General features: G+C 69.1%; 14 protein-coding genes. 8 read left to right on the plus strand and 6 right to left on the minus strand.

Translation table 11 applies throughout. The annotated features are described in order from the left end of the window. The first annotated feature begins 8 nt into the window (after positions 1 to 8). The 5 genes from U9978_RS08125 (at position 9) to U9978_RS08145 (ending at position 16,127) form a co-directional block, all read left to right on the plus strand. Positions 9 to 6,095, plus strand: coding sequence for an SDR family NAD(P)-dependent oxidoreductase (locus tag U9978_RS08125; protein ID WP_322760448.1), 6,087 nt, complete (start codon positions 9 to 11; stop codon positions 6,093 to 6,095). After that, a complete protein-coding gene (locus U9978_RS08130; RefSeq protein WP_322760449.1) occupies positions 6,092 to 12,829 on the plus strand; it encodes a beta-ketoacyl synthase N-terminal-like domain-containing protein in 6,738 nt (2,245 codons plus the stop codon). Before U9978_RS08125 ends, U9978_RS08130 begins: the two co-directional genes overlap by 4 nt. A gap of 129 nt (positions 12,830 to 12,958) precedes the next feature. Continuing rightward, entirely contained in the window at positions 12,959 to 14,161 is a 1,203-nt protein-coding gene (locus tag U9978_RS08135; RefSeq protein ID WP_322760450.1) for an aminotransferase class I/II-fold pyridoxal phosphate-dependent enzyme, read from the plus strand. Positions 14,162 to 14,219: 58 nt separating this feature from the next. Further along, a complete protein-coding gene (locus U9978_RS08140; protein WP_322760451.1) occupies positions 14,220 to 15,017 on the plus strand; it encodes an acetoacetate decarboxylase family protein in 798 nt (265 codons plus the stop codon). Between the two features lie 42 nt (positions 15,018 to 15,059). Continuing rightward, on the plus strand, positions 15,060 to 16,127 hold the full coding sequence (locus U9978_RS08145) for an LLM class flavin-dependent oxidoreductase (RefSeq protein WP_322760452.1): 1,068 nt from the start codon (positions 15,060 to 15,062) through the stop codon (positions 16,125 to 16,127). 62 nt (positions 16,128 to 16,189) lie between these two features. Here the strand turns inward: U9978_RS08145 and U9978_RS08150 are convergent, their stop codons facing one another. The 6 genes from U9978_RS08150 to U9978_RS08175 are packed head-to-tail and all read right to left on the minus strand — an operon-like array spanning position 16,190 to position 23,216. Further along, positions 16,190 to 17,401: a cytochrome P450 gene (locus tag U9978_RS08150; RefSeq protein WP_322760453.1), complete on the minus strand. Its 1,212-nt coding sequence runs from the start codon at positions 17,399 to 17,401 to the stop codon at positions 16,190 to 16,192. A gap of 34 nt (positions 17,402 to 17,435) precedes the next feature. Next, positions 17,436 to 18,422, minus strand: coding sequence for a PDR/VanB family oxidoreductase (locus U9978_RS08155; protein WP_322760454.1), 987 nt, complete (start codon positions 18,420 to 18,422; stop codon positions 17,436 to 17,438). Positions 18,423 to 18,479: 57 nt separating this feature from the next. After that, entirely contained in the window at positions 18,480 to 20,354 is a 1,875-nt protein-coding gene (locus U9978_RS08160; RefSeq protein WP_322760455.1) for a non-ribosomal peptide synthetase, read from the minus strand. Further along, positions 20,351 to 20,566 carry an MbtH family protein gene (locus U9978_RS08165; protein WP_322760456.1) on the minus strand — a complete coding sequence of 72 codons (216 nt, stop codon included), beginning with the start codon at positions 20,564 to 20,566 and terminating at the stop codon, positions 20,351 to 20,353. Before U9978_RS08165 ends, U9978_RS08160 begins: the two co-directional genes overlap by 4 nt. Further along, positions 20,566 to 21,819, minus strand: a complete 1,254-nt coding sequence (locus U9978_RS08170) for an aromatic ring-hydroxylating dioxygenase subunit alpha (RefSeq protein WP_322760457.1) — start codon at positions 21,817 to 21,819, stop codon at positions 20,566 to 20,568. The genes U9978_RS08165 and U9978_RS08170 overlap by 1 nt, the downstream gene beginning before the upstream one ends. A 38-nt stretch (positions 21,820 to 21,857) precedes the next feature. Next, complete coding sequence (locus tag U9978_RS08175; RefSeq protein WP_322760458.1) at positions 21,858 to 23,216, minus strand: condensation domain-containing protein; 1,359 nt, start codon at positions 23,214 to 23,216, stop codon at positions 21,858 to 21,860. A 512-nt stretch (positions 23,217 to 23,728) separates the two neighbouring features. Here U9978_RS08175 and U9978_RS08180 point away from each other — a divergent pair. From U9978_RS08180 to U9978_RS08190, 3 genes are all read left to right on the plus strand, one after another. Further along, positions 23,729 to 23,905, plus strand: coding sequence for a hypothetical protein (locus tag U9978_RS08180; RefSeq protein ID WP_322760459.1), 177 nt, complete (start codon positions 23,729 to 23,731; stop codon positions 23,903 to 23,905). A gap of 177 nt (positions 23,906 to 24,082) precedes the next feature. Beyond that, entirely contained in the window at positions 24,083 to 24,814 is a 732-nt protein-coding gene (locus U9978_RS08185; RefSeq protein WP_322760460.1) for a maleylpyruvate isomerase family mycothiol-dependent enzyme, read from the plus strand. A gap of 125 nt (positions 24,815 to 24,939) precedes the next feature. Then, complete coding sequence (locus U9978_RS08190; RefSeq protein WP_322760461.1) at positions 24,940 to 25,371, plus strand: SRPBCC family protein; 432 nt, start codon at positions 24,940 to 24,942, stop codon at positions 25,369 to 25,371. The last annotated feature ends 165 nt before the right edge of the window (positions 25,372 to 25,536 follow it).

Consider the following 25,536-nt stretch of genomic DNA (forward strand, 5'->3'; position numbering starts at 1 on the left):
GCACACGTATGCCCGCTCTGCCCATCCCTGATCCGCTCCGGTCGCTCGCTCCCGCCGCCGCCGCTGCCAGCGCGCGTTCCCGCCAGATCCCGGTCGCCGTGGTCGGCATCGGATCGCTGACACCAGGGGCGGCCGACCCCGACGCCTTCTGGCGAACCGTCCTCGACGGTCAGGACCTGATCACTGATGTGCCGCCGACGCACTGGCTTGTCAGCGATTACTTCGACCCGGACCCCGGTGCCGAGGACAAGACCTACAGCCGGCGCGGGGCGTTCCTCTCCGACATCGACTTCGACCCGTCCGCCCACGGCATCGCGCCGAACGTGCTGCCCGCCACCGACACCGCGCAACTGCTCGCATTGGTCGTCGCCGAGCGCGTGCTCGCCGACCTTCGGCGCAACAGCGGCGTGGACATCGACCGTGAACGGGTGAGCGTCATTCTGGGCACGGGAGCCCTTGACCTGCTGCGCACCATGAGCAACCGATTACAGCGTCCCATCTGGCTCAAGGCGCTCCGGGAAAGCGGCATGCCGGAGCCGGATGCCCAGGCGATCTGCGACCGCATTGCCGCGCATTACGTACCGTGGCAGGAGGCGACGTTTCCCGGTGTGCTCGGCAACGTTGTCGCAGGCCGGATCGCGAACCGCTTCGACCTGCACGGCACGAACGTGACCGTGGACGCGGCCTGTGCCAGTTCGTTGGCCGCGGTCGCCGGGGCAGTGGGCGAACTGGCCCAGGGCTGCGCGGACATGGTCATCACCGGCGGGGTCGACACCCTCAACGACATCCTGACGTACATGTGCTTCAGCAAGACTCCCGCGTTGTCACCGACCGGTGACTGCCGGCCGTTCTCCGACGCTGCGGACGGCACGATGCTCGGCGAGGCCGTGGTGATGTTCGCGCTGAAACGACTGGCGGACGCCGAGCGCGACGGGGACCGGATCTACGCGGTGATCCGCGGCATCGGAAGTTCGTCCGACGGACGGGGCGGCGCGATCTACGCCCCTGTTCCCGAGGGGCAGGAACGTGCGCTGCGGCGGGCCTACGAGGCCGCCGGCTACGGCCCGGACTCGGTCGAGCTGGTGGAGAGCCACGGGACCGGGACCAAGGCCGGTGACCTCGCCGAGTTCACCGCGCTGCGGGCGGTGTTCGACGCATCCGGCCGGGCGGACCGGCAGTGGTGCGCGCTCGGCTCGGCCAAGTCACAGCTGGGGCACACCAAATCCGCGGCGGGCGCGGTCGGCATGCTCAAGGCGGTCCTCGCCCTGGCGCACCAGGTTCTCCCGCCCACCATCAAGGTGGATCGTCCCAACCCCGCGTTGGACCTGGAGAGCAGTCCGCTCTACCTCAACACGGCCGCCCGTCCGTGGATCAAAGCCCCCTCGCAGCGCCGGCGTGCCTCGGTGTCGAGTTTCGGATTCGGCGGCACCAACTTCCACGTCGCCCTGGAGGAGTACGAGCCGCCGACCGGCTCACCGGCCGGGCCGGCGCCGTGCGCCAGGTCGGTACCGACCGAGTTGGTGCTCGTCAGCGCCTCATCCCCGCAGGCCCTCCTGACGCGGGCCCGGTCCCTGGTCGCACAGGCGCAGCCCCTCGCCGCGACGGCCCGGCAGTCCCAGTACGACTTCGCCCCGGCCGATCGCTGTCGGCTCGCCCTCATCGCCGCGGACTGCGCGGAGCTCGCCGGCCGGATCGACCAGGCGGAGGCGCTGATCGGGACCGCCCCCGAGGGGCCGCACACCACGCCGACCGGCATCACCTACCGGTCGGATCCGCCGCGGCCCGGCAGGCTCGCCTGGCTGTTCTCCGGCCAGGGCAGCCAGTACGTGGGCATGGGAGCCGACCTCGCCATGGCTGTTGCGCAGGCACGTACGGCATGGAACCGCGCGGCCGAGGTCCAGATCGGTGACCGTCCGCTGCACCGGGTCGTCTTCCCGATCCCCGCGTTCACCGACGCCGAGCGGGCGGCGCAACAGGCGCTGCTCACCGAGACCGAGTGGGCGCAGCCCGCGCTGGCCGTGCAGAGCCTGGCTCAGCTCAGCGTGCTGCGCGCGGTCGGGGTGGCAGCCGACTGCGTGGCCGGGCACAGCTTCGGCGAACTCGTCGCCCTGCACGCCGCCGGAGTGATGGACGAGGCCGGCCTCATCCGCATGGCCCGCCGACGTGGCGAGCTGATGCGGGCGGCTGCCCGGGAACCGGGCGCGATGTTGGTGGTCAGCACGTCCCGCGACGACGCGGTGCGGCTGTTGAGCGACATCGGTGTGGACGGGGTGTGGATCGCCAACGACAACAGCCCGCGCCAGGTCGTCCTGTCCGGGAAGGCGGCATCCATCGCCATCGTGAAGGAGCGGTTGGCCGCAACAGGGGTCAACACGTACACGCCGCAGGCGGCCGGCGCCTTCCATACCCCGCTCATGGCGCCCGCCCAGGCGTCCTTCCTGGAGTTCCTGCGGGGCATGGACGTCAAGCCACCTCAGATCGACGTCTACGGCAACGCGGATGCGCGGCTGTACCCGGCCGACACCGAGCTGATCTGTGAGCGCCTCGCCGAGCACCTGCTGTCGCAGGTCAGGTTCGTCGACCAGATCGAGGCGATGTACGCGGCCGGGGTGCGGACGTTCGTCGAGGTCGGCGCGGGGGCCGCGTTGGCCGGGATGGTCGGGCAGACCCTCGGCGACCGGGCTCACCTCGCCTTCAGCCTGGACCGTAGCGGTCGCAACGGTGTGACCGCCCTGCAGGAGGGCCTCGCAACGTTGGCGACGGCTGGAGTCGAGCTGGACTTCACCCCGCTGTGGTCGGTGTACTCCCCCGACGCGGCGCCTGCGCAGTCACAGCGTGCCCGGATGAGTATCCGGATCAGCGGCGCCAACTACGGCAGCCCGTATCCACCGCAGGACGGTGCGGCCGCGCTGCCACCGCCCAACCCGGCCCGTGCCCCGGCGGCGGGTTCCCCGGTGGCACCCGCGGCATGGGAACCCGCCGCATGGGAACCCGCGGCATGGGAACCGGTCCCGGGCGGCGGCGACCAGGTCAGCGCATACCTGCCGACGCATCCCAGCGAGGTGGACGCGCCGGCGGTGGCCACAAGCGATGTCTGGTTGGCGGCTTTCCAGGAGTCACAGCGCCAGACCGCGCAGGTGCACGCCGAATTCCAGCGGACGATGGCCGAAAGCCACCGGGTCTTTCTGGCGACGGTCCAGGCGTCGCTGATCAGTCTTGGTGGCTCACATCCCGGGGATGAGCCCACACCGACACCGATGCCGACACCGATGGCAATGGCGACGCCGGAGCGGGACCCACGTCCGGTGCCGGCAGCCGATGCTGCTCGGATGCCGGTGGCGGTTGACATCGGTGCCGCGCTGGTCGCTGTGATCGCCGAGAAGACGGGATTTCCGGCGGAGGTGGTTGATCCGCAAATGGAGTTGGAAGCGGATCTCGGCATTGACTCGATCAAGCGGGTGGAGATCTTCTCCGCGTTGCGCAAACGGATGCCTCAGTTGGCCGACGTGGATGTCGACGTGGCGGGGTTGGTCGGGCTGCGGACGGTGGATCAGATCGCCGAGCGGTTCCGGGACGTCCTGGACCGCTCCACCGCGACAGCGCCTACCGCGACAGCGCCCACCGCGCCCGCAGCGTCACCCGCGGCTGCGCCGACACCGGCGCCCCAGGCGTACGGTTCGCCGGCCGAGATCGTCCGATCAACATCGGTGATGGCGCCGGCGCACCTGCCGGGGCTGGAGTTGACCGGTCTACGCGCCGGCGGGCTCATCGTGACCGACGACGGCACGGGCGTAGCCCAACGCCTCGCGGAGAAGCTGCGCGGGCACGGCATCGCCGCCACCGCCGGCGCGGAGATCGGTGCCGATGTCCGTGGCATGATCATACTGGCCGGACTCCGCCCGGTGGCATCGGCGGACGAGGCGGTTGCGGCCGACCGGGAGGCATTCCAGCTCGCCCGTACGGCCGCGTCCCGCCTCGCCGCCGACGGCGGCGTGCTGGTCACCGTCCAGGACACCGGCGGGGACTTCGGCCTGCGTGGTCATCAGGGCCACCGCGCGTGGCTCGGTGGGCTGGCCGGCCTCGCCAGGACCGCCGGGAAGGAGTGGCCCAGGGTCCACACCAAGGCGGTCGACTGCGAACGCGGGTCCCGCGACGCCGACGCGGTCGCCGACGCCCTCATGCGTGAGCTGATCCTGGGCGGGTCGCAGCCCGACGTCGGGTTGTGCGCGGACGGCAGCCGTCGGGTGCTGCAGGAGGTGGACCGGGATGCCGATCCGGTCACCGATGCCTCGCGGTGGTCCCGGGCAGGCTCCGGCTCGCTGATCGTGGCGACCGGCGGCGCCCGCGGGGTGACCGCGCATGCGCTGCGTGCCCTGGCCGCGGCCCATCAGCCGACCATGGTGCTGCTCGGACGGACCCCCCTAAGCGCTGAGCCGCCGGAACTGCGCGGCGCGGTCGACGAGAAGGAGCTTCGCGGGCGGCTGGTGGCGACGGCCCGAGATCGCGGGCTCCCGGTCGACCCGGCCGGGATCGCCGCGCAGGCGGCCCGCATATCAGCCGTGCGGGAAATCCGGGCCACCCTCGATGGACTTGAAGCCGCGGGATCCCGGGCCCGTTATGTGGCGGTGGACATTCGCGACCGGGCGGCGCTGGCCAGGGTGCTGGCACAGGTTCGGGACGAACTCGGCCCCGTCACCGGCGTGGTCCACGGTGCCGGGGTGCTGGCGGACGGCTATCTGGCCGACAAGACCGATGAGCAGTTCACCGACGTCTTCGACACGAAGGTCGAGGGTCTGCGGGCGCTGCTCGACGCCACCGATGACGACCCGTTGGATCTCGTCTGCGTCTTCTCCTCCGTTGCCGGACGCTTCGGTAACGCGGGCCAGAGCGACTACGCCATGGCCAACGAGGTGATCAGCCAGGTCGCGTGCACCGTGGCGGCACGGCGCCCGGACTGCGTCGTGCGGTCGCTGGCCTGGGGTCCCTGGGACGGCGGCATGGTCTCCCCGCAACTACGCGAGCACTTTCGCCGCGGCGGCACGGACCTCATCGCGATGGACGCGGGCGCGCAGGCCTTTGTGCGGGAACTCGACAGCGGCCGGGGACCGGTGCGGGTGACTCTGATCGCCGGCACCCGCCCTGATCCTCATCCGGACGGGCCGGACGGGCCGGACGGGCCGGTATCCGGGGTGATCCGGGTGTGCTCCGAATCCCATCCGTATCTCACCGATCACGCGCCGGCCGAAACGCCGGTGGTGCCGTTGGCGCTGGTACTGGAGTGGTTCCTGGGCGTGGCGCGCAGCTGGCGCCCCGACGCGGCCCGGTACGTGCTGCGTGACCTCGCAGTGCTGCGCCGCGTCGACCTCGACCGCTACTCGGCCGGCGGGCAGGAGTTCACCGTCCGCGCCCGCCACAGCGCGGTCGCCGGCCGGCCGTCCCCGGACGTGCTGCGTCTGGACCTGGTGAACGCGGCATGGGGAACGCAGTACACCACCACCATCGAGGCCACCACCATCGAGGCGGAGGGCATCGATGCGGACGGCAGGACGCGAGCCGCGGCGCAGGTCTGGCTGCCGCCGGCGGATCCCGGTGCCCCGGACCGGGGGGGTGCCTACGGTCGGACGGTCCTGTTCCACGGTCCGGCCTTCCAGGCGATCCAGGCGGTGGACGCGCTCTCGGCGCGGGGGGCGGCCGCCGCGGTCGGCGGTGTGACGTCGCTGGGCTGGCCGGGCGAGGTATGGCACACCGACCCGGCGGCGATCGACGCCGGCCTGCAGCTGGCGCTGCTGTGGGCAGCCGAGCGGAGTCAGTGGGAGGAGCAGAGCCAGTGGGAGGAGCAGAGCCCGTGCGCACAGCAGGTACCCGGCGCCGCGTTCCTGCCCATGTCCATCGCCGAGGTGCGGGTCCTCCCGCATGGTCCCGTCGGGCCGGGTGCGCGATGTGTGGTGCGGGCCGGCGGGTGGGATCGTCTTAGTGCCACCTGTGACGTGGCCCTGCTCGACGCAGACTCCACACCACTCGTGGAACTGCTCGGCGTGTCCCTCGTCCGGCGCCCCGAGGAACTCACCTCCGGCCCGGGATCCGGCCAGCGGTGAGGCCGCAGCTGCGATGTGAGCCGATCGCTGTGGTGGGACGCTCCTGCATCCTGCCGGGCGCACTGCATCCCGACGACTTCTGGGACAACATCCTCGGCCGCCGGGTGAGCCTGTCCCGCGTGCCCGAGGGCCGGTGGCGGCTGCCCGTCGAGCTGGCCGTCACGCCGGCCACCGGCGATCCGACCGACTGCGCCGACCGCACCTGGAGCGACATCGGCGGATATGTGCAGGGATTCGACGAGGCATTCGAACAGGGCCTCGACCCGGGCGGCGCGCTCACGGACGCCCTCGGCCAGGCCGATCCGAGTGCGGCCACGCTGGACCCGTTGTTCGGGTGGACGGTGCACGGTGCCGCCGCGGCCCTGCGCGAATCCGGCCAGCAATCGCGTCGGCACCGCGCCGGCCTGGTGCTGGGCAACCTGTCCTTCCCCTCGACCGGTCTGGCGGCCTACGCCGAGCAGGTCTGGCTGGAATCCCAGGACGCCGCCCTGCGGGACCGGTTGGGAATCGTTCTCGGGCGCCGCCCGCACGCCTTCAACCGTTTCATGTCAGGGCTTCCGGCCATCCTCGCCGCCCGTGCTCTGGAGCTGGGGCTCGGCGGATTCGCCATCGACGCCGCCTGCGCGTCCGCGCTGTACGCGGTCAAGCTCGCCTGCGACCGGCTCCACGACCGCCGGGCCGACGTGATGCTGGCCGGCGGGGTGAGCCGGGCCGACGATCTCTTCATCCACGTGAGCTTCTGTTCGCTGGCCGCGATGAGCCGCACCGGACGGAGCCGGCCGTTTCATCGCGACGCCGATGGACTCGTCCCCGCCGAGGGCGCCGCGTTCGTGGCGCTCATGCGGCTGGACGACGCGATCGCGGCGGATGCGCCGATCTTCGGAGTGATCCGCGGCGTGGGGCTGTCCAACGACGGTCGGAGCCACGGCCTGCTCGCTCCGTCCGAGGATGGCCAGGCCAGGGCGATCCGGGCGGCCTATGCGGCGGCCGGAGTGTCCCCGAACAGCGTCGGCCTGCTGGAATGCCACGCAACCGGGACGCGCATCGGTGATGCGGCCGAGGTGCGAAGCACCAGCCGGGTCTTCGCCACCACCGCGGGCCTGACCACCGCGGGCCTGCCGGTCGGCTCGGTCAAGTCCAACGTGGGGCATCTGATCACCGCTGCCGGGGCCGCCGGGCTACTGAAGGTACTCGGCGCGCTGCGGGCCGGGATCCGCCCGGCAACCCTGGGCGTCGACGAGCCGCTGGCGGAACTGTCGGGGTCGCCACTGCGGCTGCTCACCGAAGCCGAGGACTGGCCGGGACAACGCCGCGGCGCGGTCAGCGCCTTCGGTTTCGGCGGCAACAACGCCCACCTCATCGTCGACGCCTGGACCGGGGACGATATGGGTACCCCCGCGGTCATCCAGCCGGCCCGACCTGCGATGTCGGCGGGGTCAACCGAGACAGGACCAACCGAGACAGGGTCAACCGAGGCAGGGTCAACCGAGGCCGCATCCGTAGCGCCGGTCGCCATCGTCGCGATCGGGGCCATGGTCGCGGACGGCCGGGACACCCACGATCTGTGTCGGACGTTGATGGCCGGCACCGGTCGTGCGACGCGGCGCGCCACCGTCGAGGTGGGGCTCGACGGGCTGTGCTTCCCCCCCGTCGACCTGGCGCAGGCCCAGCCACAGCAGGTGCTCATCCTGGCGGCGGCGCGCGATGCCGCGGCCGGGGTCCGACTGCCCACGGACCGGACCATGGTGCTCATCGGCATGGGCACCGATCCGGAGGTGGCCCGCTATGTGGCCCGCTGGCGGGTCCCCGCATGGCTCGCCCCGGACACCGTGACGACCGATCCCGGCCTGGTCGACACGATCCGCGACGCGGTGCGGCCGGCCCAGACCGCGGCCGGTGTGCTCGGCGCCATGCCCAACATCGTCGCCAACCGGATCAACACGCAGCTCGGCCTGACCGGCCCCGGTTTCACGGTCAGTGCGGAGGAGGCCTCCGGTCTGGTCGCCCTCGAGCTCGCCACCCGCGCCCTTCGCGCCGGCGACGCGGACGCCGTGCTGGTGGGAGCGGTGGACCTCGCGCACGAGGCGGTGCATCAGGCGGCGCTGACCGACCTCGCCATCCCCCACCCACCCGGTGACGCGGCGGTGGTGCTGGTGCTCAAGCGGTTGGCCGACGCCCGCGCGGACAACGATGAGATCATCGCGGTGCTCGACGACGGTTCGGGCGAGGCGGCGAGCGCCGAGCCCGGACTGACCGTGGGGGACGCCGGATCCACCACCTCGACCCACGAGCAGTCGACCCACGAGCAGTCGACCCGCGAGCAGCTGGATCCCAGCCGGCTGTTCGGACGGGCGCATGCGGCCAGCGGTCTGCTGTCGGTGGCCATCGCCGCGCTTGCGCTGCGCCACCGGGCAACTCCGCGGGCAGGGTTGCCGGCCGTACCCACGCTCCATCCGCAGCCGGCCGAGGCCGCCGTCGAGCCACTGGCCGGACCGGCGGTCCGAGTGCGGCTGCACCCGGGCGGGACGGCCGCTTTCCTCGCCGAGGCCCCACGCCTGCTACGCGTCTACTCCGGTGGCTCCCGTGCCGAGGTGAGGGCCGCGCTGGCCGCCGGACGGGAGTCGGCCGACGGTCCGGCCAGGCTGGTCGTCCTGTCCGCCGAGGGCGAGGAGCACGCTGCCCGCACCCAGGCCGCAGGCCGCTGGTTGGAGGCCGGTGGCAGCCGTCCCGAGGGTGTGGTGTTCCGGGAACGCCCGGTGGCCGGGGATGTGGTCTTCGTCTTCTCCGGCGGGTCGATGGCCTACCCCGGGATGGGTCGGGAACTCATGCTCGCCTTCCCCACCGTGGCCGATGCGGTGGCGACCCGGTGCGGACCGCTGCGACACCTGATCGGGTGGGCCTACGCGCGCGATGCCCGGCCACGGCACGCCCTCGACCAGATCTGGGGGGCTTCGGTGCTCGGCCAGCTGCACACGGGCATCACCCGCACGCTGCTGGGCATCAGACCACAGGCGTCCATCGGCTACTCCTCGGGCGAGCTGACCGCCCTGGCGGCCCTCGGCGCCTGGCCGGATGTCACCCCGCTGTCCGCGCAGGCCGCGGACCCGGACCTGTTCGCCCGGGAGATAGCCGGCGACCTCGAGGTGGTGCGTCGCGCGTGGCGGCGGCTGGGTATCCCCGAGACCGGCTGGGCGAGTTACCTGATCGACGGACCGGTCGACCGGGTGCGGGCCGCGCTTGCGGGTGAACCCGCCGTCCACCTGATGGTCGTGAACACGCGTGACTCGTGTGTCATCGGCGGCGAGGCCGGCGGCTGCGAGCGGGTGCGCCGCCGGCTCGACGACCTGCACGCCCTGCCGATCCCGTACGAGATCCCGGCGCATGTGCCCGAGTTGGCCGACGTCCGCGCCGACTGGCTGCGGACCTACCACCTGCCCACCGCCGCCGTCACCGACGTCCGCTTCTACACGTGCTCGACGGGCATGTGGTTCCACCCGACCGCGGACGGCGCGGCAGAAGCGGTGACCCGCCAGCAGCTGGGGCCCATCGACTTCGCCAACACGGTCGAGCGGGCCTGGGCGGACGGTGGCCGGATCTTCATCGAACACGGCCCGCGCACGCTGTGCTCGTCGTGGATCCGTCACACCCTGGGCGCCCGCGAGCACCTCACTGTCTCTCTCGACGGCCCGGACGGGCGGGATGTCAACGCGCTGCTGCGGGCGGTGGCCGAGCTCGTCGCCGCGGGCGTGCCTGCCGACACCACCGCGCTGGCCCGCCACCTCGCCGATTCCTGGCCGACCCGCGTACCGACCGGGCGCGCGCTCGTGCTTCCCGCGCACCCGCCGCAGGTGCGGCTGCCCGACACGCAGCTGCCCGACCCGCGCCATCCTGAGGTTCCGCCCGGCGAGGTGATGGCACCGGCTCCCGTTCTGGCCCTGGCCCCCGTCCAGGTCCCGGCCCCAGCCCTGGCCCCGGCTGCGGTCCTGGCCCCGGTCCTGGCCCCGGCTGCGGTCCCAGCTGCGGTCCCAGTCGAAGCGGTCGGTCTGGCCAGCGGCCCCGGACAGCCCTTGGCCATGATCGTGGCGGACCAGTACCGCCTGCTCGGTGACGCGCACCGGCACTCCCTGGCGGTCCGGGCGCAGGCGCACGAGGAGTTCCTGGCCGCACGGCAGCGGGCGGTCACACTACTCATGGCCCGCCGGGACGGGATCGCCGTGCCGCCCGACATCCAACCGACACCGGCACCGACACCGGCTCCGACACCCACACCCACACCGGCACCGGCACCGGGCACCCGGCGGGAGCCCAGCGGACCGGCGATGCGCCGGGCGGACCTGGAGCAGTTCGTGTCCGGCCCGGTCGCGCCACTACTCGGGTCGATGTTCGCCGACCTGGACGCGCTGCGCCGACGGATCCGCCTGCCCGGTCCGCCGCTGCTGCTGGCCGACCGGGTGCTGGGGATCGACGCCGAGCCGGGTTCGCTGGGGATCGGCACGATCTGGACCGAAACCGAGGTCCTGGCCGACAGCTGGTACCTCGACCCGTGCGGCCGAATGCCGGCCGGGATCATGGCCGAGTCGGGCCAGGCCAGCCTGCTGCTGCTGAGCTGGCTCGGCGCCGACCGGCTGGCCAGGGGCGAACGGGTATACCGCCTGCTGGGCTGCGAGGTGACGTTCCACGGCGCTCTCCCCCAGCCCGGGGAGACGCTGCGGTATGAGGTCCACATCGACGGCCAGGAATCATTCGGTGACATACCGCTGTTTTCCTTCCACTGCGACTGCTTCGCCGGGGACGAGCTGCGCCTGTCGATAGCGGCCGGCCAGGCGGGCCTGTTCACCGATGCCGAGCTCGCGGGCGGGCGGGGCCTGCCCTGGGATCCGGCGGACCACGTCCCGCCGCCCGGCGGCGTCCTGGACCCACCGGCGCTGGTGCGGGGCCGGTGCGCGTTCGGCCCGGACGAGGTACGGGCGTTCGCCGAAGGCAGGCCGGCCGACTGCTTCGGTCCGGGCTGGGAGTCGACCCGCGCCCACGTCCGGACGCCGCGGATCGCGGACGGCGATGGCCGGTTCCTGGACGAGGTGACGGTCTTCGATCCGGGCGGGGGCCCGTGGGGGCGGGGCTACCTGCAGGCGACGATGCGGGTCTCGCCGCAGGCGTGGTTCTTCGCGGCCCACTTCCCGCACGACCCGTGTATGCCCGGAACCCTGATGGCCGAAGGGTGCTTCCAGGCGATGTCGTTCTATCTGGCGGCATGCGGCTACACCGTGGAGCACGACGGCTGGCGGTTCGAGCCGGTGTCGGGCATCGCCTATCCGATCCACTACCGCGGCCAGGTCCAGCCACGGAACAACGTGATGATCTATGAGGTGTTCGTGATCGAGCTGATCGCGGGGCCCGAACCGACCCTGGTCGCGGACGTCCTGTGCACGGTCGACGGCATCAGGGCCTGTCACGGCAGCGGACTGCGGCTGCGTCTCGTCCCGGACTGGCCACTCACACACTGGCGCTTGTCCGGGCCACCGGCCCAGCAGCCGACCGACGCCGGGGTTGCGCTGCCGGCCCTGGCGGGCCTGGTCGGCCATGGCGAGACCGTGTCGGTGGCAAGGGCCGGGGCGTTCGCCTTCGACTACCCGGCGATGCTCGGCTGCGCCTGGGGGAAGCCCAGCGAGGCGTTCGGCCCCCCATACGTCCGCTTCGACAACCACCGGCACCTGGCCCGGCTGCCGGGGCCACCGTTCCATTTTATGAGCCGGGTGACGGCCACCGACGGGCCACCGTGGGTGCTTGCGACCGGGACCGGCGTGGTGGTGGAGTACGACGTACCGGGCGAGGTCTGGTACTTCGAGCAGAACGACAGCCCCGTCATGCCGCTCGCCGTCCTCATGGAGGTCGTGCTCCAGGCCAGCGGCTGGCTCGCCGCATACGTCGGCAGCGCCCTGGACAGCGAGACCGACCTGCACTTTCGCAACCTGGACGGGACCGCGACGTTCCACCGGGAGATCGGTCCTGACACGAACGTGCTCGCCACCCGCACCCGGCTGGCCGATGTGGCGCACGACGGCGCAATGATCATCGAGACGTTCGAGGTGGAGTGCTTCGCCGACGGGGAGCCCGCATGCACGCTCCAGACGGTGTTCGGGTTCTTCCCCCGCAGCGCGTTCGACGATCAGGTCGGGATCCCGCCCAGCGACACCGAAAGGGAGCTGCTGGTAGCCAGCTCATCCTTCGCAGTCGATCTGACCGCCCGACCGCAGGAGTACTTCGGCGGAGCGCTCCGGCTACCCGGACCGATGCTCCTCATGCTCGACCGGGTGACGGGCTACTGGCCGGACGGCGGGCCGGGCGGACTCGGCCGGCTACGGGCGGAGAAAGACGTCGACCCCGGGGAGTGGTTCTTCCGGGCGCACTTCTTCCAGGACCCCGTCCAGCCCGGTTCGCTCGGCGTACAGGCCATCTGCCAGCTCGTCCAGTTCTATGCCATCGAGCGCGGCCTGGCCGCCGGTATGACACGCCCCCGCTTCGCACCGGTGCGTGCGGACCGCCCGGTGACCTGGAAATACCGAGGTCAGGTCACCCCACATAACCAGAAGATCATCATTGAGGTCGAGATCCTCGACGTCGGTGCGGACGACACCGGCCCGTACGTCCTCGCGGACGGCTGGCTCTGGGTCGACGGCATCCGGATCTACCAGATCAAACGACTCGGTGTCGGAATCGTGGCGGCTGATGGTTAACGCTCTCGCCGGTACCGGCGGGCCGCTCCCCTGCGCCGCCCCCGAAACCCGAGACCACGGGTGCTCGTAAGTCGGACGGACGCCACATGTATGAGCTCCGTAAGTGGCACAGAAGCGACGAGGTGCGCTATGAATGTCCCGGTTGTCAGCCCCGCCCAGGTGCCGCTCCAGCACACCCACGTGTTACCAGATCTCACCCAGCACGAGATTCAGGCGCTCAAGGCGACGTACAATCTAGCTGATGCGCATACCCACCAGTTCCAGTCACCCGGCCAACAAGAAATAGTAGCACGACTTCCACAGCTATGGTACGAGGCGGAAGACAGCCTGCAGTCCGGCTACGAGCGAGAGTTCATCGATGCCTTTTTCCAGCTGCACCGGCAGCCCACGGCGCTGGTCAAACAGAAGACGTTACTGTCCTACGCGGCATCGATCTCGACGCTCGTGGCAGCGCTGTTCCTCAAACAGCGGTGCATGGCGGTCACCCTGGTGGAACCGTGCTTCGACAATCTCCACGATCTCCTCGCAAATACCGGCGTTCCCCTCTTTCCCGTGGACGAGACTGCATTCCACGACCCCGACGAGATCTACGCGACACTTACCCGCGAGGTCCGCACCGAGGCTCTCTTCCTCGTCGATCCCAACAACCCGACCGGCTTCAGTATGCTCAAATACGGCCGGCGTGGGTTCGAGGAGGTCGTACGGTTCTGTCGGGACCATCACAAAATTCTGATCATGGATTTCTGTTTTGCGGCTTTCACGCTGTTCGACGACCGGCTCGCCCGATTCGACGTCTACGATCTCCTGGAGTCGTCCAAGGTGAGTTACATCGCCATCGAGGACACCGGGAAGACCTGGCCCGTGCAGGACGCGAAGTGCGCGATGATCACAACCAGCGACGACATCTGGCCGGACATCTACAACATCCACACAAGCGTTCTCCTCAACGTTTCTCCGTTTGTTTTGAACATGCTCACGCAGTATGTCCGGGACTCGGCCGCCGACGGCTTCGCGTCGATCCGTGACCTGCTGGCGCAGAATCGGGAGACGGCTCGGCGGGAACTCGCCGGCTCGATCCTGGAGTATCAGGAGCCGGTGGCCCGGGTGAGTGTCGCGTGGTTTCGGATCAGCCGTGCCGAGTTGACGGCATCCGAGCTGCAGGCCATCCTCCTGGCCGGTGTGGGAGTATACGTCCTGCCGGGCCGGTACTTCTACTGGAGCCAGCCGAACAAGGGGGAAAGCTTCATCCGAATCGCGCTCGCCCGCGATCCGGAGATTTTCGCCTCGGCCATCGCCGCTGTCCGTCGGGAGTTCGCCCGACACGGCTGGTGAGATCTGTCAGGAAAATGGTGCTCTGGCGATGCATCTGCCTGCGTGAACGAGGAGAACAATGGCCAAACTCGTCGGATACACCCTGCCGATGTCGACCACGGGACGATCATCGCTGGTACCGCCCCCGCCCTGGCACTTCTCCGGCGAGGTCCTGCTGGTGGAGTACCTCGCCGATCCGGACGCCGTCTCCCGGTTCCTCCCCGACGGTCTCGAACCCCCAGCGCGACCCGGCCTCGCCGCTGCGATCTTCGGAGACTGGCAGTCGTGCACCGATGGCGGGGAGGAGTTACTCGATCCTGTCCGATCCCAGTACCACGAATTCTATATCGCATTGGCGTGTTCCTGGCGCGGCGAACCTGTAGTCAGATGTCCGTTCTGCTGGGTCGACAAGGATTTCTCACTGGTCCGCGGTCTCATCCAGGGTTATCCGAAGAAGATGGGCAGCATTGCGCTGACCAGAGCGTTCGACATTGGCCGGGCCACACCTGCCCTCGCCCGCGGGGCGCGCTTCGCCGGCACGCTCGCCGCCGGAGATCGTCGGCTGGTCGAAGCGTACGTGACGCTCGACTCCCCAGCCGAGGCTCCGGATCTCATGACTGCGCCGCTGATACACACCCGCCGCTTCCCCGCGTGGAATCCAGGGACAGCCGCGCTGGAGGAGTTGGTCACCGGCGGCAGCACCCGGCAACAGGTGCACAACGTATGGGGCGGCAGCGCCGAGCTGGAATTCTTCGATTCCCCGACGGATGAACTGGCGCTCCTACGCCCGGTGGAAGTCTTGCGAGGGTACCGCCTCTCCTTCGCCGAGACGATCACCGGTGGTCGACTACTGTCATCGGACATCGGCGATGATTAATGATCGCACATCCGGCCGCTGAACACCCGCAGAGGGGAAGCCATGCACATCGGAATCGATCTGGGATTCGGGAACCTGCGCGAGAACCTCAGCGACGCGGCGATGTACGCCGGCGAGGTAGGACTCGCCGACATGGCCGAGCGACTGGGTTTCGACAGCGTCTGGGCCGTGGAACATCATTTCTCGGACTATGCGATGTGCCCGAACAACATCGTGTTCCTGGCTCATGTGGCGGGACGGACGGAGCGGGTGAAACTCGGTACCGCGGCGGTGATCGTGCCGTGGCACGACCCCTTACGGGTGGCCGAAAATATGATCATGCTCGACATCCTCTCGGACGGCCGGGCTCTGTTGGGGCTGGGCCGCGGTCTGTCCCGCACCGAATACGCGCCGTTCCAGATCCCGATGGACCAGTCACGGGGCCGGTTCGACGAAGCCGCTGCGATGATTGTCCAAGCCCTGGAAACGGGGTACATCGAGGGTGCCGGGCCCTACTATCCGCAGCCGCGGACCGCGTTGCGGCCCCGTCCGCGCGCCTCATTTGCCGACCGCATGTACTGCGCCGCCGGTTCGCCCGACTCGATCGCCTCTGCGGTCACACTCGGCGCGGGGCTGCTCGCCTTCGTGACCAAACCGGTAACGGAGAACATGGACCTGTTCACCGGCTACCGCGACCAGTACCGCGCCACACACAATATGGAAGCGCCGCCGATCCTGTGCACGATCAATCTTTATTGTCACGAGGACGGCAACCTCGCCCGGGAACGGGCGCACGGCTGGATCGAACGATACTTCCACTCTCATGTGAAACATTACGAGATGGCCGGGGACCATTTCCAGCACATCACGGGCTATCAGCGCCACGCGGAGATGGCCGAGGCGCTGCGTGACGTCGGCCTCGACAAGGCGGCAGACCGTTACGCCGCGTCCGCGCTCGTGGGCACCCCGGACGAAATCATAGAGAAGATCACCGATGTCCACCGGACCCTCGGCGGGTTTGCGCTCGCTGTCTCACCCGCGTACGGCGGGATGCCCTACGAGGATGCCGAGCGGAGTCTCGAGCTCTTCGGCAAGGAGGTCCTGCCGGCCGCCAGGAGACTCGGCGAATAAGCGAATAGGCGAGGGTCCGATGACGGAACTGGACCTGCTGAGAGCGACTGGCAATAGGCAGATCAGCGGGCGAGCCGCACGCGGACCGGTAGGGATTCCCAGGCGCGCAGGGTGTTGTTGTGGCGGCGCCGGGTCGGTCCGGCGAGCTCGATGTGCTCGACCCGGCGGGCCAGGGTGGTGAGCAGCGCTTCGGCCTCGAGGCGGGCGATGTGCTGGCCGACGCACTGGTGGATGCCCGTGCCAAGACCTACGTGGCCGGAGGGGTCGCGGCCGGGGTCGAAGGTGTCGGGATGTTCCCACCGGCGGGGGTCACGGTTGGCCGCGCCGAGGAACATCAGGATCCCTGCGCCCTCGGGGATCATCGTGTCCCCGACCCGGACGTCGGTGGTCGCGGTGCGAAAGGCGGCCTGTACCGGCGATTCCCAGCGCACCGCCTCGTCGAAGGCGACCCGTGCGAGCTGCGGTTGCTCGCGCAGCCGCCGCCAGTGGTCGGGGTGGGTGGCGACGGCGTACAGCAGGGCGGCCAGGCCGTTGACGGTGGTGTCCACGCCGGCCGTCAGCAGCGACCGGACGACAAGCGGGGCTTGGGCATGGGTGATCTCGCCACGGTCGGCCGCGGCCCAGATCTGCGTGCCGAAGCCACCCTCGGCCAGGGCTGCGCGGGCGCACTGGGCGTTGACCCATCCCAACAACTCCGGCAGCCGCGGTGCCCCCTGCGCGACCAGGTCGTTGTACGGGCCGAAGGCGTTGAACATGAGGTCCCCGTAGGGGAGCAGGTTCTCCCGGCCCTCGCGGGCGAGCCCGACCGCGTCGGGAAAGACCCGCAGGGGGAAGGCTGCGGCCAGAGCGGGTACCGCGTCGAACTCCGCCCGGGTGAGAACCGCGTCGACCAGGTCGCGTGCGTCGGTGAACCACTGCTCCCGCAGCCGGCGCACTGCCTGCTGGCCGAGAATCTTCGCCAGTACCCGTCGGGGGGCGTCGTGCCGAGGCGGGTCAGCCTCCAACAGAACGCCGGGCGGTCCGGGCGGTGCGTCGTGGCTGAAGCTGCTCGGCCCCACGCCGGGGGCGGAGGAGAACTCCTGCCAGTCGACCAGTGCGGTGCGCACGTGTTCGTAGCGGGCCATCGCGTAGAGGTTGTAGCGGGTCAGATACACCACCGGCCCGGCGTCGCGGAGCTGGGCGTGGAATGCGTGCGGATCCTCCAGGATGTCGTGAGCGAACGGATCGACATCCGATGTCGGCAACGTCCGGCTGTGGTCGACGGTGGTGGTCACCGCTTGCCTCCGTTTCTGGTGGTAACAGTTCTGGTCAGAGGTCGAGGACCAGGCGGTCGGTGCAGGAGCGGGAGACGCAGATGAACATGCATGCGCCCACCGCGCGCTCGTCGGCGTCGAGGATCGAGTCCCGATGGTCGGGCCGGCCCTCGAGCACGGTGGTCTCGCAGGTGCCGCACACACCTTGGCGGCAGGATGAGAACACCTCGATGCCCGCGGCCCCCACAGCGTCGAGCACGGAGATGTCCGGCGTCACCGTGACGGTGGCGCCCGAGCGGCGCAGCTCGACGTCGAACGGTGCCCCGTGCACCGGTGCGTCCTGTTCCCGGGCGGCGAAACGTTCGGTGCGCAGCGCGTGCGGGGGCCAGGTTCGGCAGGCCGCCTCGACCGCATCCAACAGTCCGGCAGGACCGCAGCAGTAGACCTTCACATCGGGCCGCGGCGCATCGAGCCAGCTGGACAGGTCGAGCAGACCGAACTCATCCTGGGGGACCACATGTACGCACTCGCCGTAGCCGGCGAGCTCGTCGAGGAACGCCATCGACATGCGCCGGCGGCCCCCGTAGAGCAGGTTCCACTGCGCGCCCATCAGGTCGGCCTGGTGGATCATCGGTAAGAGCGGGGTGATTCCGATTCCCCCCGCGATGAACAGGTAGGTCTCAGACGGGACCAGGTGGAAGTTGTTGCGCGGCCCGCCTATGCCGACCCGGTCACCGGGCCACAGCTCGTCGTGCACGTAGCCCGAGCCCGAGCCCGAGCCCCCACGGCGGCTGGCGGGCTCCCGTAGGATCCCGACACGGTAGGAACGGGCGTCCCACCGGTCACCGCACAGGGAGTACTGGCGGGTCAGCCCGTTCGGCAGCACCAGGTCGATATGGGAACCCGGCGTCCAGTCCGGCAGTCGACCCTCGTCCGGACGCTCGAGGGTCAGCGTGACGACATCCTCGGCCACCAGGGCCTTGGCCGTGACGGACACCGTCACGGTATTCGCCGGGCCAGCCGTGCTTGCACCGCGAACCATGGCGTTCCTCCCATACCAGATGCCGTACCCAGTGGTGGACGATCAGTCCGTGCCCGATCAGTCCGTGACCGACATCGTCGGCTCCGCTCGCCGCTCCTGCACCGGCGAGCGGCCCACCCGGGAGGCGAGCCCGCGCGCGGTGGGCTCCTCGAACGCCTCGCGGAAGCCGACGTGCACGTGGTAGCGCACCTCAATGCGGCTGATCATGCTCATGATGAGCAGGGAGTCCCCGCCGAGCTCCAGGAAATCGTCCAGGACCCCGACCTCGTCGAGGCGCAGCAGCTCGGCGGCCAGTGCGCACACCTCACGCTCCAGCGCATCGGCCGGCGGCACGAACTCGGTGCTCAGCTCCGGCCGCTGTGGCAGCGGAGCGGGCAGGGCAGCCCGGTCGACTTTGCCGTGAAGGGTAAGGGGGAATTCGTCGAGGCGGACGACCGCCGACGGGATCATGTGGCTCGGCAGCCTCTCCGCGAGGAAGCACCGCAACGCCGTCGAGGTCACCGCGCTCACCTCGGCTGTCACATAGCCGACCAGACGGCGCTGACCGGCCGCATCCTCCCGAGGCAGCACCAGCGCCTGGCCTACGGCGGGATGCTGCTGCAGCGCCGCCTCCACCTCAGTGGGTTCGATCCGGTAGCCGCGCACCTTCACCTGCTGGTCGATCCGGTCGAGGAACTGCAGCCGCCCGTCCGGCAGCTCGCGCACGAGGTCACCCGTTCGGTACAGCACGCCACCCTGCGCCCCGGAGAACGGGTCGGGTACGAACGCCTCGGCCGTCGCCGCGGGCTTGCCCAGATACCCCCGGGCAAGGGAGTCGCCGCCGAGCAGAAGTTCCCCGGGGGTACCCGGGTCGACCAGTCGGAGCTGCGCGTCCACCACGAACAGGTGCATGCCGGGGATCGCGTCGCCGAGCGGGAGAACGCCGTCCTGGGGCATCCGACCCGGCGGGACCGTCCAGTAGGTGGCCGTCGCGGTGCTCTCGGTCGGCCCGTACACGTGCACGAGTGGGATCCCCAGACGCTCCCACTGAACGACAGCCTGCGCCAGCACCCGGTCCCCGCCCACGATGACCCGCCGCAGCGACGGCGGGAGCGCACCTGCCGTCTCGACCAGGTAGGACACGAGGAGGTGCCACTGGGGCGGTTGCAACTCCAGCAGTGTGATCGCCCGGGACTCGACGACGTCGAGGAGTGCATGCACCGACGACAGCGCGGCCCGATCCGCGGGGAACACGCTCGTCGCACCATGGATCAGCGGCGGGAACATCTCCTCCAGCGACGCGGAGAAGGATGCCGAGGCCAGCATGAGGTAACGGTCCGCCGGCCCGATGGCCAACTCCGCATCCGCGGCGAAGGCCAGGTTGGACAGACCACGGTGCGTGATCATCACACCTTTGGGAACCCCGGTCGAGCCCGAGGTGTGGATGACGCAGGCAAGATCGTCCGGGGCGACCTGGTGGGTGCGGACGCAGTGCGCAGCCGAACCCCGGTCGGGCTGGATCATCGGCACGGACCCGCCTACCGGCGTATCCCCGCTGTCCGCAGCGGTGATGAGCGCCACGATGCCGGAATCCGTGGCAAGGAGGTTTTTTCGCGTGTCCGGGTAATCCGGGTCGATCGGCACGTAGACCCCGCCCGCGCGCAGGACGGCCAACACCGCGACCAGAAGATCGCTGGAGTGGCGCATCAGGACGCCCACCCGGTCCTGCACGCCCACGCCTACCTCGACCAGCCGGTTGGCCAAGCGGTTGACGCGCCCGACAAGCTGTGCGTAGGTAACCGTACCCGTTGCGTCCTCCGCCGCGACGGCGGTGGGCGACGCCGCTGCGGTGCCCTCCAGTAGAAGCGGGATCGGTGTGGTGCGGTCAATGCCGGACGTCCCTGTGGTCTGCGCCGTGTCCCGGTCCACCATGTCGAGGTCCACCGTTCTCACCCGGCTCGGGCGCGCACACTCAGCGGCCGCATGTCCGTCCAGACCGCTTCGATCCGACACAGGCAGGCCTCCCTGCTCCCGGCGGTCCCCTCATCGGCCCAGCCCGGCGGATTTGCCCGGTCGTCGGGCCAGATGGAGTATCGCTCCTCGTGATTGACCACGACTCGATAGATCGGTGTCTCACCAGTGCCGTCAGGCACTTCTGCCGACATCACGACCTCCGCGGTCGGTCGCAGCACAACGGGTCCGATTGACCCGTCTCCACCAGGCCGAGCTGGCGGCCCAGGTAGCGGTACAGTTCCCACAAGGACTGCTCGATCAGGGCGAGCCGGCCGACGCCATCGCCCGCGCCGCCATCGCCCGCGCCGCCATCGCCCGCGCCGCCATCGCCCGCGCCGCCATCGCCCGCGCCGCCATCGCCCGTGTCGTTGTTCGCCGTCCGCTGCGCAGCGGCGCACACGTCGACATCCTCCTTGTAGATGGCAATGGTGGCATCCACCAATCTGCGTTGGAGATTCTCCCGGTCCGGTTCGGCGAGCGCGGCACCGGACATGGCGATGTCCAGTTGGAGGCGCATCTTTCCGGGTCCCTCGGGAAGCACCTTCATCCAGGTGAGGAAGCCTGCTCCCAGCGAAACCATAAAATGGGGGTAGATGGCGAAAACAATGATCTCGCGAAGCTGTTCGGGGCGCAGCCTGCTCGATCCCGCAAGCAACGGGGTCTGGTCGCCGTACTTCGGGTCCTGCGACATATGCAGGATCGAGAAGAGATCGTCGCCCTTGTCGATCCAGCTCATCGCCGCGGGATATTCGTCCTCGAGAGTGTTACGGTGTGGACCGATGTGATGGTAGCACTCCATGAAGTTCTCCACCATGATTTTCCAGTCCCAGGGGCAGTCCCAGTCGCTGACGTCGACCGACCGGTAGCCGTCGAGGTCGTAGTTCTCCAGGTAGGGCTCCAGCTTGGCGAGCTGGGGTGCGAGCGGCTCGGCCGTCCCGTCGAGGTTCACGAAGACAAAGCCGTGCCAGACCTCGTGCCGCACATGCGGCAGGCGGAATTCCCCCTTGTCGAAACCCGGGACCTCGTGCATGAGGGGTGCGCCGAGCAACTGGCCGTCGAGGCCGTACGTCCACAGGTGGTACGGGCACGCCAGGCTGCTGGCCCGGCCGGCCCCCGCCACCACCTCCACCCGGCGGTGCCGGCAGATCCGTGACAGCACATGCAGCTCACCGTCGCGGTCGCGGGTCACCACCAGCGCACGGCCCAGTAGGTCGATCGAGTAGTAGGAACCGGGCTCGGCGATCTGTTCCACCCGGCAGACGCCCTGCCAGCCCGACCGGAAGACCTTGGTCTGCTCCAGCTCGTACAACTCGGCCGAACAGTAGGCGATGGCCGGAAGGGTGATCGCGTGGCGGGGATCGGCGATGGCGCAGGTCGCCTGCAACTGATCGATCAGATCGCTCACACATTCTCCCTCGATGGGTGCGGGCGAGATCCAGGTGGTCATGGTGTTTCCCTTCCAGCCCAGGCGTGTTCGCCGGCTTCCCCGACGGGGAGGAGCAGGGGTTGGCCGGTTGCCTGCTGGAGCGCGTTGCGGATCCCGTCGACGAACACGACCATGTCGTGCTGGTTGAGGCTGCCCGCGTGGTAATTCAGCCGTCCACGCAGCAATCCCTCGCGGAGCCGCAGCTGGAGGTGAATCCCGAAGATACTGCTCTGCTCCCCGAACACGTCTGGGAAATCAACGCCGGCGACGCGGGTGCGCTGATCAGCCTGGGACGTTGCTTCGTTGAAGTACTGGTAGAATATCCAGTGGGCCCGCCGATCATTGCGCAACTCCTGGGCGAGCCAGGCGGCACGGGCGACCAGCACATGAAACGGAAGCGGGAATTCGATGACCCGCAGGAGCTGGTTGCGAACGGAGGACAGCACGGTCGGGAAGTCAGTCGCGGCGGCTGCCGGCGGGCTGATCGGCCACAGGTCGGGGAAAGGACCGAGAGTGTCAGCGAAGCGGTAGGGATAGCGGGTCGTCGTCTCACCCAGCAACAGACCGACGGTGAGGTGGGGCACGCTGACCGTCGCCGTGGCAAGCGCTGCCAGAAATGCCATGTTCAGCGTTACCTTCCGGGACCGGCAGTAGGCGGTCACTATCGCCATGTCCGCGGTGGTGAACTCCACCACCATCTCCCGGCGCAGCGCCTCTGGCGGCGGCGAGGCCGTGTCCCGATGTCCGCTGGTGGGGGCTTTACGGTCCGGCTCCAGCGCCCGGACCATGCTCTCGTACTCCAACCATTGCGGAGCGGAGGTCGGGTCCCGCAGGTAGCGGGCCACCGCCGCCCGCTGCCAGCGGGCGAAGTCGGCGTACTGGTTGGGTGCTGCTTCCGCGTCGCCGGGAGACCCGGCCCGCTCGTACCGGTGCGCGAATTCGGCAGCCAGCTTGATTTCCGACTCCCGGTCGGAGATGAGGTGGTTCAGCGTCAGGATCAGCCACGCACCACCATCAGCTCTCGGCACCGCAACGCTGCGCAGCAGAGGGCACGCATAGAGGTCGAATGGTCGGGCCAGCTCCGCCTTCGCCACAGCATCGGGACAAGTGTGGCCCATGTCGGCCACCCGGTGAGGTAAGCGCACCGGAAGCTCGTCCACGACCTGGCAGTGCCGATTTTCCCGCAGGCCTATCCGGGTGCGTAGGATCGCGTGGCGCCGAAAGAGCTGGTGGAGGACTCGACCGACGTCCGCGTCATCATAATCGCGCAGATCGATGATGACCTGATGGTTCCACCGAGACGCACCGAAACCAACCTCTGCGCCAAATGCCAGCATGAGTTCCTGGTTATACGACAGAGGATGGAGATCAGCCATCTCGTCCCTCTCCTGTTGGCAAACCGCCGGCTGCTCCGGGACGCCGGGAGCGATCGGAAACAGAGTCGACTATAGAACGTTCGCTCCGCTGTGCACTGGGTTCCGCACACCACAATCCCACCATCGGTATTGGCGTTCCGGCCCAATGTAGGGCGCCGTGGTCGGCAGTACGAGCCTGTTGTGAATCATGGGTTCGGACAGCGAGCAGGCCCCCACAGGAGCGCTATATTGTAGCGAGTGGCGGCGCCGTTCACCAGATGTTCGGCAAATAGTCGCAGAAATCACATGATCAAAGGTCTGGACCTTGGTAAAGCTATGCTGCGTCCATGAAATTTGTCATATTTGGCTCCGATATCTGCGTTACGCTGGAGCGCTGGCATTTAGCCACCGGCAGGGAGATCCATCCGTGACCCGCCCGGACCTCGGCCCTGTCGATCGGCGAGCCCGGGGAGTGCGGGGAGCGCCGCTACCCGGCTTTCCACGACCGGCATCGGAGACGACACACGGTGATCATGACCAGCCAGAACAGCGGCTGGATGAGGCCGCAGCGCCGCGCGCCCGGTCGCCCGCCAGCGCCACGCGGCGTCCGGCGTACCTACTATCTCCCGCCGGAGGTAGCTACCCGCTTCGACCAGGTCGTCGAAGATCTCTCCTACGACCTACGCATTCCTAAGAGCGACCGGCAATAGGGGGCGCGATCCGTATCGAGTTCGGGTTGTGACACTGCGAACCTAACGTCGCAGCAGCGTCCCTGGCCTTCGGACCGGTCGAGCAGCCTCGTGCCGACAAACCGGTGGCGACCCGCGTCGCCGTCAGCCGCCGCCGCAGGGCAGCGCTGGCAACCCTGTCGGGTGCAGACTCACCATGTGGACACCACGGACTATCCGAACCTGATCCGCCATGAGGGCGAGGCGCTGCTGAGCGCCGTGACCGGCAACCTCGACCGCCCGGTTCCCACCTGTCCCGGCTGGGATGCCCGCCGGCTTGTCGGTCATGTCGGACGTGTGCTGGAGGCCCAGACGACCCACATACGCCGGGCGACGACGCAGCCGCCGGAGCGGGTCGGACCGCCGCCGACCGACGACACCGAACTGATCGACTACTACCATCAATGTCTCGACCTGGCGGTCGACATCCTCACCTCGGTCGACGCCGACCTGCCCGCGTGGAACTTCACGCTGGCGCCGAAGATCGCCCGATTCTGGCCCCGCAGGCTGGCACACGAACTGCTCGTGCACCGGTACGACGCGGCGAACTGCGCCGGCCTGACATGGACGGTCGAGCCGACCTTCGCCGCTGACGGGGTGGACGAGGTGCTCACCGTCCTGCTTCCGGCCGCCAGGGCGGCCGGGGTGACGCCGGTCGCCGCCGACGGGAGCGCGCACGTACACCTCACCGACACCGATGGGGAATGGCTGGTCCGGTTGGACGGCACGACGGTCGAGGTGAGCGTCGGCCACGCGAAAGGGGACGGAATGCTGCGCGGACCGGCCGACAAGGTACTGCTGGCGCTGTGGGGACGGGTGGCGCCGGACTCGGACGGCCTCATAGTCCTCGGTTCCGCAGAACTCATCCAAGCACTGCTGCCTGGGCGGTGACACAGGGTGTCCGGGATGGCGGATTCGACGCCGATTCCGGCCGCTCTGAATAGCACGCCGGTGGGATAGTAAGAACCACAACGTGCCCGTTGACAGGTATTCGCCGCAGCAGCGAAGATTCGACCATGGCGACTATTTCGGCAAGTACGCTCTGTATCGCACCATTGGACAGTGTATGGGCCACGTTGACCGACCTGTCCAGGTATCCGGACTGGAACACCGTGCATATTTCCTTCCCCAAAGGAGCACCCGCGGCCCTCGAGCCGTCGTCGACGTTCACCCAGAAAATATCGAACATGGGAACGTCCGCCGAGGTCAGATGGACGATCATGACGGTGGAGCCGCCACGGCTGCTGGAGTTCAAGGGTCTCGGTCCGATGAATACCTCGGTCCAGACGTCCTACGAGGTCGAAACGGTCGAGGGAGGCACCCGGGTCACCGTTACGAACGAATTCACCGGCACCATGGTCAGAATCGGGGGCAGACGACTCACCACCTCCGCGCAGACTGCTCTTGAAACATCGCTGGCGAAATTCAAGGACATTGTCGAGTACTGATCCTGGATGCACCGAACGATTTTAGTGATCTTCTTTGATCTTTCGGAAGCAGTTCTCCGGGAATCCGATGATGGCGATGTGTGCGGCCGCGGCTGTCCGCCGCTCACTGCTGGGTGGCTCGTCCGGGTTCCGGTTCGGGGGTGGGGGCCGGCGCAGCGGGTGGCG

Source organism: Protofrankia sp. Cr2 (genome assembly GCF_963555885.1).
In the GTDB taxonomy this organism is placed as follows: domain Bacteria; phylum Actinomycetota; class Actinomycetes; order Frankiales; family Frankiaceae; genus Protofrankia.

What these genes read in the sequence shown, in the direction of transcription:
- U9978_RS08155 (WP_322760454.1), bottom strand. Translation starts at nt 18,422, where the DNA reads ATGGTTCGCGGTGCAAGCACGGCTGGCCCGGCGAATACCGTGACGGTG.
- U9978_RS08125 (WP_322760448.1), top strand. Translation starts at nt 9, where the DNA reads ATGCCCGCTCTGCCCATCCCTGATCCGCTCCGGTCGCTCGCTCCCGCC.
- U9978_RS08190 (WP_322760461.1), top strand. Translation starts at nt 24,940, where the DNA reads ATGGCGACTATTTCGGCAAGTACGCTCTGTATCGCACCATTGGACAGT.
- U9978_RS08145 (WP_322760452.1), top strand. Translation starts at nt 15,060, where the DNA reads ATGCACATCGGAATCGATCTGGGATTCGGGAACCTGCGCGAGAACCTC.
- U9978_RS08175 (WP_322760458.1), bottom strand. Translation starts at nt 23,216, where the DNA reads ATGGCTGATCTCCATCCTCTGTCGTATAACCAGGAACTCATGCTGGCA.
- U9978_RS08165 (WP_322760456.1), bottom strand. Translation starts at nt 20,566, where the DNA reads ATGTCGGCAGAAGTGCCTGACGGCACTGGTGAGACACCGATCTATCGA.
- U9978_RS08140 (WP_322760451.1), top strand. Translation starts at nt 14,220, where the DNA reads ATGGCCAAACTCGTCGGATACACCCTGCCGATGTCGACCACGGGACGA.
- U9978_RS08135 (WP_322760450.1), top strand. Translation starts at nt 12,959, where the DNA reads ATGAATGTCCCGGTTGTCAGCCCCGCCCAGGTGCCGCTCCAGCACACC.
- U9978_RS08180 (WP_322760459.1), top strand. Translation starts at nt 23,729, where the DNA reads ATGACCAGCCAGAACAGCGGCTGGATGAGGCCGCAGCGCCGCGCGCCC.